Raw genomic sequence first — 11,233 nt, forward strand, 5'->3', positions numbered from 1 at the left:
CCAGAAACGCCGACAGCTCAAGGTTCTGCACAGTCGGCGGCTCTGGATTCCGGGTTCGCCTGCGGCGCCCCGGAATGACAAAGTGATTTATAAAGCTGACGTTGCGATGCCGATTGAGTGATCTATCTGTCAGGGATCGTATTAAGAAGCATATCTACCAATAATGTCTGAGGTTATTTATAAAACGAAACAAAAGCGGGAGGAAGCGATGAGACTGAACGGTAAGGTCGCGATCGTCACGGGCGCCGGCAGCGGGTTCGGCGCCGGCATCGCCGAGCGGTTCGCCGCCGAGGGTGCCCGGGTCGCCTGCGTGGATATCGACCTGGCGGCTGCCGAGCGGGTCGCGGCCGGCATCGGTGCGAGCGCCATCGCGATCGCTGCGGATGTCGGGTCGGCAGCGGATGTCGAGTGCAGCGTGGCCGAGACCCGGGAGCGGTTCGGCATCCCGCACATCCTCGTCAACAATGCCGGCACCACCCACCGCAACAAGCCGCTGCTGGAGGTGACCGAAGACGAGTTCGACCGGGTGTTCCGGGTGAACGTGAAGTCGATCTTCCACTACGTCCGGGCCATCGCCCCGCTGATGCGCGACCAGGGCGGCGGCGTGATCCTGAATGTCAGCTCGACGGCGGCGCTCCGGCCGCGCCCGGGGCTGACCTGGTACAACGCGTCCAAGGGCGCAGCGAGCCTTGCCTCGAAGTCGTTGGCGCTGGAACTCGCCCCCTGGAAGATACGGGTGAACGCCCTGTGCCCGGTCATGGGCGCCACCGCGCTGCTCGAGCACTTCATGGGCGTGCCCGACACCCCGGAGAACCGGGACAAGTTCATCGCGACGATCCCCCTCGGACGGATGTCACGGGCCGATGACATCGCCGCCGCGGCCCTGTTCCTGGCCTCCGACGAGGCCGCCTTCATCACCGGCGTCGACCTTCCGGTCGATGGCGGCCGCACGGCCTGAGGCGCGCGATGGAAGCCTATACCGAGATCCGCGAGGCGGTCGCCAAGCTCTGCGCCGGGTTTCCCGGGCCGTATTGGCGAGCCCTCGACCGGGAGATGGCCTACCCGACCGAATTCGTCACCGCGCTTACCGAGAGCGGCTACCTCTCGGTGCTGATTCCGGAGGCGTATGGCGGGTCCGGCCTGCCGCTCTCGGCCGCCGCCGCGATCCTGGAGGAGGTCCAGCGGGCGGGCTGCAACGGCGGCGCCTGCCACGCGCAGATGTACACGATGGGCACGCTGCTCCGGCACGGCTCTGAGGCGCAGAAGGCCGCCTACCTGCCGGCGATCGCGGAGGGCCGCCTGCGGCTCCAGGCCTTCGGGGTGACCGAGCCGAGTTCCGGCACCGACACCGGCAGCCTGAAGACCACGGCCCGCCGCGAGGGCGGCCATTACGTCGTCAACGGCCAGAAGATCTGGACTAGCCGGGCCGAGCATTCGGACCTGATGCTGCTCCTAGCCCGCACCACGCCTCGGAGCGAGGGCATGAAGCGCACCGACGGCCTCTCGGTGCTGCTCGTCGACATGCGGGAGGCGGTCGGCAACGGCCTGACCATCCGGCCGATCCGAACCATGATGAACCACGCCACCACGGAGGTTTTTTTCGACACCCTCCGGGTGCCGGCGGAGAACCTGATCGGCGAGGAGGGCAGGGGCTTCCGCTATATCCTGTCCGGAATGAATGCCGAGCGCATCCTGATCGCCGCGGAATGCGTCGGCGACGCCAAGTGGTTCATCGACAAGGCGAAGACCTATGCGTCGGACCGGTCGGTGTTCAGCCGTCCGATCGGCGCCAACCAGGGCGTGCAATTCCCGATCGCGAAAGCCTACGCGAACATGCGCGCCGCCGAGTTGATGGTCCGCGAGGCGCTGAGCCTCTACGAATCCGGCGCCAATCCGGGCGCGGAGGCCAACATGGCCAAGATGCTCGCCGCCGATGCCGCGTTCGAGGCCGCCAATGCCTGCATCCAGACCCATGGCGGGTTCGGCTTCGCGGAGGAATACGATATCGAGCGCAAGTTCAGGGAGACGCGGCTCTACCAGGTCGCGCCGATCTCCACGAACCTGATCCTCGCCTACCTGTCCGAGCACGTGCTCGGCCTGCCGCGGTCGTACTGACATGACCGATCTCACCGCCTGGATCGGCCGCACCCGCGAGATCACGGACCTCGTCACGCCGCGGCTGCTGGCCGAGTTCCGCGCGACCTTTGGGCCCCATCTCGCCCCGATGTCGGATGGGGCTGCACCGCCGGCCCTGCATTGGTGCCTCGCCCCGGAGACGACGCCGGCCGACGCCCTCGGGCCGGATGGCCACGCCGCCAAGGGAGGCTTCCTGCCGCCGGTGCCTCTGCCGCGGCGGATGTGGGCCGGCGGTCAGGTCGAGACGCTGTCCGAACTGCGCGAGGGGGACCTCGTCACCCGCACCGAGACCGTGCGTGACGTGGCCTTTAAGGAAGGGCGCAGCGGCCGGCTCTGCTTCGTTACCGTCGAGCATGCCGTCGCCACGGCGCGCGGGCTGGCGATCCGGGAGCGGCAGGACATCGTCTACCGGGAGGCCGCCGGGGCGCGGAGCGGGGCGGGTGCCGTGGCCGAACGCGACGAGGCATCGGCCTACGAGCAGGTCTGGGCCGTGCCGGCGACGCCGACGCTGCTGTTCCGCTACTCGGCCATGACCTTCAACGGCCACCGCTTCCACTACGATCAGCCCTACGCGACCCAGGTGGAGGGCTACACCGACCTCGTGGTCCACGGACCGATCCAGGCGACGCTGCTGATGAACCTCGCGGCGACACTGCTCGGACGGGTTCCGCGAAGCTTCACGCATCGCGGCGTCTCACCGATGACCGCCAACCAGATCTTTCGGGTCTGCGGGCGGCGGACAGGGGAGGGGTTCGAGGGCGTGACCATCGACGAGGCGGGGCATGTCTGCATGCGGGCGCAGGCGGCGGCGTAAGCGCTTACGCTTCGGAATTCAGCTGTGCCGTCATCGCGAGCGCAGCGAAGCGACCCAGTGCAGCGCGCGATTTGCGGACGTAGCGCGACCCTGGGTTGCTTCGCTGCGCTCGCAATGACGGGGAGGGCACTGCCGACCCTACCGATATCCCACCCGCGACCTCATCGTAAGGTAGCGCCGCTTGGCTGCGCCCTTGAAGGAGGTCTCCGGAGATCGCTGAGACCACTGGAGGGCTCCTTCGAGGCGCGCGCTTCGCGCGCGCCCCTCAGGATGAGGGAAAGGGGTGGAGAAGGGCCGAATGACGGCCCGGCTCAGGCGAGCGTCAGGCCGACATCGACGTTGCCGCGGGTGGCGTTCGAGTACGGGCAGACCTGGTGGGCGGCATCCACGAGCTTCTGCGCGTCGGCGCGGTCCAGGCCCGGCAGGCTGACGGTCAGGTCGGCGGTGATGCCGAAGCCGCCCTCGGAGCGCGGGCCGATGCCGACATCGGCGGTGACGGTGGTCTCGGCCGGAACCTTGAGCTTCAGCGAGGGAGCAACGGCCTTCAAGGCACCGAGGAAGCAGGCCGAGTAGCCCGAGGCGAAAAGCTGCTCCGGGTTCGCGCCCGGACCGCCCGCGCCGCCGAGCTCCTTCGGAGTCGAGAGCTTCACCTCGAAGCTGCCGTCGGCGGTCTTGGCAGCGCCGTCGCGGCCCCCGGTGGCGGTCGCGGTGGTGCGGTACTTCACGTCTACGGACATAGCGATCTCCGATTACAGGAAGAGCGTCCGGCATCTAGGGCCGTCACCCCGGCTGCATAGCCCCGAGGTAGATTGTGCGCAATCTAATTTACGGATCGATGAGCGCGAAGCGGTCGACATCCACAAGACCCTTGTCGGTGATCTTGAGGTGCGGGATGACCGGCAGCGGCAGGAACGCCACCTGCAGAAATGGCTCCGGCAAGACGACGCCCAGGCCCCGCGCCGCCGCCCGCAGGGTCACCAGCGACGCGCGGATGGAATCGAACGGCATCAGGCTCATCAGCCCCGCGACCGGCAGGGCGATTTCGGCCAGCACCCGGCCGCCCTCGACCACGACGAAGCCGCCCTCGATGGCGCCGAGCCGGTTCACCGCCACGGCCATGTCGGCATCGTCGGCGCCGACCACGGTGACGTTGTGGCTGTCATGCCCGACCGAGGAGGCGATGGCGCCACGCTTCAGCCCGAACCCCTTCACGAAGGCCACGCCGATTCCGCGCTCCCCCGGCGGCGTCTTGCCGTGGCGCTCGACGACGGCGACCTTGATCACGTCCTGGTCGAGGTCGATCCGGCGCTCGCCATTGACGTAGGGCAGGGACAGGTCGTGCCGCAGGGTGATGATCTTGCCCGGCATCACGCCGATTACTGGGGTCGAGGGCCCGGAGCCGGGGGCCGCGAAATCGGCCGCCGTCACCCGCCGCGCCCGCCTGCGGGCCCGACCGATCGGCTGGATCGCCGGCCGGCCGGCGAACAAGGCGTCCTCCACCAGCCGCCCGGCGCTGAACACCTGCGCGACGCGGCAATTCAGAAAATCGTCGAGGACGACGAGGTCGGCGCGCTGGCCGGGCGCCACGAGGCCGCGATCGTGCAGCCCGACGGCCCGCGCCGCCGACCAGGACGCCGTCCGGTAGGCCGCGAGGGGCGGTGCACCCAACGCGATGGCGGTGCGGATGACGTAATCGAGGTGGCCCTCCTCGGCGATGTCGAGGGGGTTCCGGTCGTCGGTGCAGAAGGCCAGGAACGGCGCCGTGCGCTCGGTCAGGATCGGCGCCAGGGCATGCAAATCCTTGGAGACCGAGCCCTCCCGGATCAGCACGGTCATGCCCTTCGAGAGCTTCTCCATCGCCTCTTCGGGCGTGGTCGCCTCGTGCTCGGTGCGGATGCCAGCGGCGATGTAGCCGTTGAGCGCATCCCCGCGCAGCAGAGGGGCGTGGCCGTCGATCAGCCGGCCCTGGAACGCAGCGAGTTTTTCCAGCGCCCCGGGGGCGCCCGCGAGGACACCCGGGAAGTTCATGAACTCGGCGAGCCCGATGACCTTCGGATGATGCGCAAAGGCCAACAGGTCCGTCACCCCGATCCGCGCGCCGGACGTCTCGAGATGGTCGGTGGCCGGAACGCAGGAGGAAAGCTGGACCCGCAGATCCATCGCAAGGGTCTCGGACGAAGCCAGGAACCACGTGAAGGCTTCCGCGCCCAGCACGTTCGCCATCTCGTGCGGGTCGCACACGCCCGTGGTGACGCCGTGAGGCAGGACGCAGCGCTCGAATTCCTGCGGCGGCATCAGCGAGGATTCGACGTGGAAGTGTGTGTCGATGAAGCCCGGCACCACGACCTTGCCGGACACGTCCACCTCCCGCCGGCCGCGATAGCTGCCGAAGGTGCCGACGATCCGGTCGCCGCAGATGGCGATGTCGGAGGCGACGAGATCGCCGGTGACGAGGTCGAGGAAGCGCCCACCCTTGATAACGAGGTCGGCTTCGGTCCGGCCCTGACCTTGGTCGATGGCTCGCCGCAGGAAATCCACTCGGTCCATCGCGCGACTCAACCTCTTTTCGATGCGGTATCTGCCAGGAGCATGCCACGGTCGCACCGGCTCCGGCGACGCTTGCAGCGACGCGGCGGCGGGCGCAGAAGCCCCCCACCTTTGAAAGATTCGCTTCTGAACCGATTGAACCGCGCGATGCCTGCCTATCGTTCCCGCACCACCACCCATGGCCGCAACATGGCCGGCGCCCGCGGCCTCTGGCGCGCCACCGGCATGAAGGACGGCGATTTCGGCAAGCCGATCATCGCCGTGGTCAACTCGTTCACGCAGTTCGTGCCCGGCCATGTCCACCTGAAGGATCTCGGCCAGCTGGTGGCCCGGGAGATCGAGAAGGCCGGCGGCGTCGCCAAGGAGTTCAACACCATCGCGGTCGATGACGGCATCGCGATGGGCCATGACGGCATGCTGTACTCGCTGCCCTCCCGCGAACTCATCGCCGATTCCGTCGAGTACATGGTCAACGCGCACTGCGCCGACGCGATGGTGTGCATCTCGAATTGTGACAAGATCACCCCCGGCATGCTCATGGCCTGCCTGCGGCTCAACATCCCGACGGTGTTCGTCTCGGGCGGCCCGATGGAGGCCGGCAAAGTCCAGCTGCCGGGCATCGCCAAGAAGGTGGATCTCGTCGACGCCATGATCGCGGCGGCCGACGACCGGATCTCGGACGCCGACGTCGAGGTGATCGAGCGCTCGGCCTGCCCGACCTGCGGCTCGTGCTCGGGCATGTTCACGGCGAACTCGATGAACTGCCTCACGGAGGCTCTGGGCTTGGCCCTGCCGGGTAACGGCTCGGTGCTGGCGACCCATGCCGACCGCAAGCGCCTGTTCGTCGAGGCCGGGCACCTGATCGTCGATCTCGCCCGCCGCCATTATGAGCAGGATGATGCGAGCGTGCTGCCGCGGGCGGTGGCGAGCTTTTCGGCATTCGAGAATGCCATGACGCTCGACATCGCCATGGGCGGCTCGACCAACACGGTGCTGCACCTGCTCGCCGCCGCCCACGAGGGGGAGGTGCCGTTCACCATGGCCGACATCGACCGGCTGTCCCGACGGGTGCCGGTGCTGTGCAAGGTCGCCCCGGCGGTGGCCAACGTCCACATGGAGGACGTGCACCGGGCCGGTGGGATCATGGCGATCCTCGGTGAGCTCGACCGGGCCGGGCTGATCGATACCGAGACCGGCAACGTGTCCGCTGGCACCCTCGGCGCGGCGCTCGCCCGCTGGGATGTGTGCAACAACCCGAGCGCCTCGGTCCAGAATTTCTACCGGGCGGCGCCCGGCGGCGTGCCGACCCAGGTGGCGTTCAGCCAGGAATCCCGCTTCGACGAACTCGACCTCGACCGGGAGGGCGGCGTGATCCGCGACGCAGCCCATGCCTATTCGCAGGATGGCGGCCTGGCGGTGCTCTACGGCAACCTCGCCGAGCAGGGCTGCATCGTGAAGACGGCCGGCGTCGACGTCTCGATCCTGACCTTCGAGGGGCGTGCCCGGGTCTTCGAGAGCCAGGACGCGGCGGTGGACGGCATCCTCAATGGCAAGGTCACGGCCGGCGAGGTGGTGCTGATCCGCTACGAGGGCCCGCGGGGCGGTCCCGGCATGCAGGAGATGCTCTATCCCACGAGCTATCTGAAATCGAAGGGCCTCGGCAAAGCCTGCGCGCTGGTGACGGACGGGCGCTTCTCCGGCGGCTCCTCCGGCCTGTCGATCGGCCACGTCTCGCCGGAGGCGGCCGAGGGCGGCCTGATCGGCCTTGTGCGCGACGGCGATGCCATCGCCATCGACATCCCGGCCCGCAGCATCCGCCTGGACGTCGAGCCCGCCGAGCTGGAGCGGCGCCGGGCCGAGCAGGACGCCGCCGGCTGGCAGCCGGCGAGCCCGCGCAAGCGCAAAGTCAGCACGGCGCTCCGCGCCTACGCGATGCTCACCACCAGCGCGGCCCACGGGGCGGTGCGGCGGGTGTGATAGCGCCTGATGCGGGTCGGGCTGCTGGATGCTCGACCTCATCCCGTTGCGATCTGCGATCAGAAGGCTGTGTGACCCGCACCGTCATTGCGAGCGGAGCGAAGCGGCCTAGGGCATCTCTGGCTTGCCGATCATAGCGTCGCACCGGGTCGCTTCGCTCCGCTCGCGATGACGGTGGGGGACAGGCGGTACCCGCTTCCCCGTCAGCGCAAAGTCAGCAGGAGGGCGAAGCCGACGATCACCAGAACGGTCGCCGCCAACGCTGCAACACGGCGTCGTCCTCCGAATCTCGGCGGCATCGCGGCGGTGAAACCCTGAGCGGGCGCCTCCACCCGCCCCAGCGCCGACAGCATCAGCGGCTCGATCGCCTTGTAGCCCGCCGGGCTGAGATGCAGGCCGTCCGTCGTGTAGGCCAGACGCAAAGCCCCGGCTTCGTCCGCCAGCACGGCGTGGTAGTCGATGAAGGTCGCGCCGTGCTCGCGGGCGTGGTCCCGCAGCCAGGCGTTCACCGCGGCGATCATCGCCGGGGCGTCCGGGACCTCCGGGTTCCAGGGGATCCGCGCGGCCGGCAGGATCGATCCGACCCAGGCCGTCACGCCCATCGCCCGGGCCTCGTCGAGCATGCCGGCCAGCGTCCGGGCGATGTCCTCGGCCGAAACGAAGAAGCCCTCGTTGCGGCCGATATCGTTGACGCCGCACAGGAGGTGGACACCCTGCGCACCGGTCTCCTCGAGGTCGCGGCGGAACCGCATGGTGATCCACCGCGCCGTCTGGCCGGAGCCGCCCCGCGGGATCAGGTCATTGGCCGCGAAGGTGGCGGCCCGGTGGAAGCCCCAGGCTTCGGTGATCGAGTCCCCGATGAAGACGATCGGCCGGACCAAGACCTAGCTTCCCGCGGAGAGGACGAGCATCTCCGCGACCTCGTCGGCCAACCTGTCGGCCATCACCTGGCGGCCCTCCGAGGTGACGTGCACAATGTCGGTGAACAGGGCGCGCGTGTCGGCCTCGAAGATCCGGCTCAGATCCCGGACGGTGAACGGCCCCTGCGCGAGGCCGTCGGCTTCGAGCCGGCCCAGAACCTGCTCGATCCGCGTGTATTGCCGGTCGAGATAGGCCAGGAACTCGCCGGAGGCGGCGTTCTGCTCGTCGCCGACCCGCTCGGACTTACGGACGATCGCCGGTTGCAGGAGGAACCGCACCGGCGCGCCGATGCCGCCGGAGAGGCGGCCGAGGCGCTTCAGCGCTAGCTCGAACTGGCGGACCACCTCCCATTCCCAGATGTCCGACTGCCAGTTCGTCAGCGCCCGCAGGTTGTCGAGCCGACCGAAGATCAGCGCTTGGAGACTGTCATAGGACAGATCCTCGGCGTCCTCGTCCTTCTTGGCCGTATTGAAGAAGTAGTCGCACAGGCTCTCTTGCGCGAAGTGGTTGTACGGATAGCCCGCGCGCGGATCGAAGCTCCACGGCTGGAAGATATCCGTGGCCCCGCCAAGCACGAAGATCACGTCGGGCTGAAGGTCCATCAGCCGGGTGGTGATCAGCGCGATCATCTGGTTCAGGCAGGCCGAAGTCGCACCGAAATTGTAGACCCACGCGCCAGCCCCATGGCGCTGCTTCAGCCCGGTCTCCAGGCGGCCCGGAATCGTATCGGCGAAGACCTGGCCGTCGACCAGGGTGCTGTCGCCGACAACGAACACACGCAGCGTCTCGGAAGCCGGGCGCGCCTCGGGATGGCTGTCGTTCCGGTAACCGAGCGCGTCGTAGCGCCAGTTCTGCTCCGCCGCCTGGGAGAGCGGCTTGCCGGCGAACTGCGTGTAGGGCGCCGGGAAGCGGATATTCGAATCGAAGGTGTGGAAGTCCCGCAGGAACTTGCGCCGTCGCGCGTGCTCGGCGTCGTCGGGGGCCCGTGGGGCCATGCTGGTTCTCCTGCCCGGTCGAAAGTCGTGCGGCGGGCGCGCTCAGCCGCGCAGCGTGGCGTGGTTCTCGAGGAACCACCCATAGGTCTGCTCCAGGCCCTGCTCCAGGCCGATCTCCGGCTGCCAGCCCATGGCGCGCAGGCGCGACACGTCCATCAGCTTGCGCGGCGTGCCGTCGGGCTTGGTCGCGTCGAACTCGAGCCGGCCCGCGTAGCCGATCACCCGGGCGAGCGCCTCGGCCAGCGCGCGGATGGTGCAATCGGCGCCGGTGCCGACATTGATGTGCGACAGGTCCGGCCTCGTGTTGGCGGCGTAGACCGAATCGTCCAGCTCCATCACGAACACGCTGGCGCGCGCCATGTCGTCGACGTGCAGGAACTCGCGCATCGCCCGGCCGGTGCCCCACACCGTGACGGAGGGGCGGCCCTCCTGCTTGGCCTCGTGCAGGCGCCGCATCAGCGCCGGCAGGACGTGGGCGTTCTGCGGATGGAAGTTGTCGTTCGGACCGTACAGGTTGGTCGGCATCACGCTGCGGTAGCGCCGCCCGTATTGGCGGTTGTAGCTCTCGCACATCTTGATCCCGGCGATCTTGGCGATCGCGTACGGCTCGTTGGTCGGCTCCAGCAGACCGGTCAGCAGCGCATCCTCGCGCATCGGCTGAGCCGCGTGCTTCGGGTAGATGCAGGAGGAGCCCAGGAACAGCAGCCGGTCCACGTCGCTCGTATGCGCGGCATGGATGAGGTTCGCCTGGATCAGCAGGTTCTCGTGAATGAACTCGGCCGGGTAGGCATTGTTGGCGTGGATCCCGCCGACCTTGGCGGCGGCGAGGTAGAGCTGATCGATCCGGTTTGCGGCGAAGAACTGGCGGACGGCGGCCTGGTCGAGCAGGTCGAGCGCCTGCCGGTCCGCCGTGAGGATCCGCTCGTAGCCCAGCTCCCGCAGTCGGCGCACGATCGCCGATCCCACCATCCCGCGGTGCCCCGCCACGAAGATGGTCCTGTCCCGCCCGTCCATCACGCGTCCAATCCCTGCGGCCAGCGCTCGCTCGGCCAGCATACCCCCGTCCCGGGCGGATATCGCCGCGGAAAGGCGGATTTTCTGAGGCGCAGGGCGTCACAGCCGCTTCGGAACGGGAGATGCCGCGCCAAACGCGAAGTGACGAATACAAATACAACCGAAAGTTGGTGTTAAGCATTCTACCAGAAGGTGTGTCGGTACCAGCCTAGCGCCCACCGAACTTCAGGTTCGAGGTGGAAGCGACCGGGCCGCGCAGCAATGGAGTCTGAGATGCGTAACTCGACCGACGTCCCAGCTGGGCCGCGGACATCGAATGCCGCCCTGTGCCGAACGGCCGGCCGCATCGCCCCCCTGCTGGCCGGTGCCCTGCTCGCCCTCCCGGTTGTCGCCCCGGCGCAGGCGCAACTTCTCCGTGGAACTCTTGATACAACTGGAGGCGGTATCCTGGGAACCGGAATCACGGTCGGCACCACGAATCCCGGTACCGGCATCCTCGGCACCGGCCTGAATGTCGGCACCACCGGCGGCGGTGTTCTCGGGACCGGGGTTACCGTCGGCACCACCAATCCCGGCACCGGCGTCCTCGGCACGGGCTTGAATGTCGGCAGCACCAGCGGCGGCGTCCTCGGGACCGGCCTGCTGGTCGGGACCACGGGTCCCGGCGAGGGTCTGCTCGGGACCGGACTGTACCTCGGCACCGTGGGTGGAATCGCCGGCGGCGGCGGCGGTACCGGCGGTACCGGCGGCGGCGGTACCGGCGGAGCAGGCGGTGCCGGGGGTGCGGGCGGCGCCGGCGGGGCCGGTGGCGCGGGCGGGACTGCTGGCG

At 68.6% G+C, this 11,233-nt stretch carries 9 protein-coding genes and 1 pseudogene; 5 read left to right on the forward strand and 5 right to left on the reverse strand.

Going from position 1 to position 11,233, the window contains the following annotated elements:
• The first annotated feature begins 208 nt into the window (after positions 1-208).
• The 3 genes from AO398_RS11370 to AO398_RS11380 are packed head-to-tail and all read left to right on the forward strand — an operon-like array spanning position 209 to position 2,950.
• Complete coding sequence (locus tag AO398_RS11370; protein WP_058192169.1) at positions 209-958, forward strand: glucose 1-dehydrogenase; 750 nt, start codon at positions 209-211, stop codon at positions 956-958.
• A gap of 8 nt (positions 959-966) precedes the next feature.
• Positions 967-2,115, forward strand: coding sequence for an acyl-CoA dehydrogenase family protein (locus tag AO398_RS11375; RefSeq protein WP_058192170.1), 1,149 nt, complete (start codon positions 967-969; stop codon positions 2,113-2,115).
• Position 2,116: 1 nt separating this feature from the next.
• Positions 2,117-2,950, forward strand: a complete 834-nt coding sequence (locus tag AO398_RS11380; RefSeq protein WP_058192171.1) for a MaoC family dehydratase N-terminal domain-containing protein — start codon at positions 2,117-2,119, stop codon at positions 2,948-2,950.
• Positions 2,951-3,261: 311 nt separating this feature from the next.
• Here the strand turns inward: AO398_RS11380 and AO398_RS11385 are convergent, their stop codons facing one another.
• On the reverse strand, positions 3,262-3,687 hold the full coding sequence (locus tag AO398_RS11385) for an organic hydroperoxide resistance protein (RefSeq protein WP_058192172.1): 426 nt from the start codon (positions 3,685-3,687) through the stop codon (positions 3,262-3,264).
• Between the two features lie 88 nt (positions 3,688-3,775).
• Complete coding sequence (gene ade / locus AO398_RS11390; RefSeq protein ID WP_058192173.1) at positions 3,776-5,497, reverse strand: adenine deaminase; 1,722 nt, start codon at positions 5,495-5,497, stop codon at positions 3,776-3,778.
• Positions 5,498-5,644: 147 nt separating this feature from the next.
• Here ade and ilvD point away from each other — a divergent pair, with 147 nt between their 5' ends.
• Positions 5,645-7,474 (forward strand): dihydroxy-acid dehydratase, encoded by a 1,830-nt coding sequence (ilvD, locus tag AO398_RS11395; protein ID WP_058192174.1) that lies wholly within the window; start codon positions 5,645-5,647, stop codon positions 7,472-7,474.
• 203 nt (positions 7,475-7,677) lie between these two features.
• Here ilvD and AO398_RS11400 read toward each other — a convergent pair whose 3' ends face one another.
• From AO398_RS11400 to AO398_RS11410, 3 genes are read right to left on the reverse strand one after another with little or no spacing between them, the layout of a single operon-like run.
• Positions 7,678-8,355 carry a GDSL-type esterase/lipase family protein gene (locus AO398_RS11400; RefSeq protein WP_058192175.1) on the reverse strand — a complete coding sequence of 226 codons (678 nt, stop codon included), beginning with the start codon at positions 8,353-8,355 and terminating at the stop codon, positions 7,678-7,680.
• Between the two features lie 3 nt (positions 8,356-8,358).
• Entirely contained in the window at positions 8,359-9,390 is a 1,032-nt protein-coding gene (locus AO398_RS11405) for a hypothetical protein (protein ID WP_058192176.1), read from the reverse strand.
• Between the two features lie 42 nt (positions 9,391-9,432).
• Complete coding sequence (locus tag AO398_RS11410) at positions 9,433-10,404, reverse strand: GDP-L-fucose synthase (RefSeq protein WP_058192180.1); 972 nt, start codon at positions 10,402-10,404, stop codon at positions 9,433-9,435.
• Positions 10,405-10,677: 273 nt separating this feature from the next.
• On the opposite strand from AO398_RS11410, the pseudogene AO398_RS11415 reads away from it, so the two are divergent.
• Positions 10,678-11,233: pseudogene (locus AO398_RS11415) on the forward strand (hypothetical protein); the annotation flags it as partial.

The sequence above is a fragment of the Methylobacterium sp. GXS13 genome, assembly GCF_001455965.1.
GTDB lineage: Bacteria > Pseudomonadota > Alphaproteobacteria > Rhizobiales > Beijerinckiaceae > Methylobacterium.

What these genes read in the sequence shown, in the direction of transcription:
- AO398_RS11370 (WP_058192169.1), top strand. Translation starts at nt 209, where the DNA reads ATGAGACTGAACGGTAAGGTCGCGATCGTCACGGGCGCCGGCAGCGGG.
- AO398_RS11375 (WP_058192170.1), top strand. Translation starts at nt 967, where the DNA reads ATGGAAGCCTATACCGAGATCCGCGAGGCGGTCGCCAAGCTCTGCGCC.
- AO398_RS11380 (WP_058192171.1), top strand. Translation starts at nt 2,117, where the DNA reads ATGACCGATCTCACCGCCTGGATCGGCCGCACCCGCGAGATCACGGAC.
- AO398_RS11385 (WP_058192172.1), bottom strand. Translation starts at nt 3,687, where the DNA reads ATGTCCGTAGACGTGAAGTACCGCACCACCGCGACCGCCACCGGGGGC.
- ade (WP_058192173.1), bottom strand. Translation starts at nt 5,497, where the DNA reads ATGGACCGAGTGGATTTCCTGCGGCGAGCCATCGACCAAGGTCAGGGC.
- ilvD (WP_058192174.1), top strand. Translation starts at nt 5,645, where the DNA reads ATGCCTGCCTATCGTTCCCGCACCACCACCCATGGCCGCAACATGGCC.
- AO398_RS11405 (WP_058192176.1), bottom strand. Translation starts at nt 9,390, where the DNA reads ATGGCCCCACGGGCCCCCGACGACGCCGAGCACGCGCGACGGCGCAAG.
- AO398_RS11410 (WP_058192180.1), bottom strand. Translation starts at nt 10,404, where the DNA reads ATGGACGGGCGGGACAGGACCATCTTCGTGGCGGGGCACCGCGGGATG.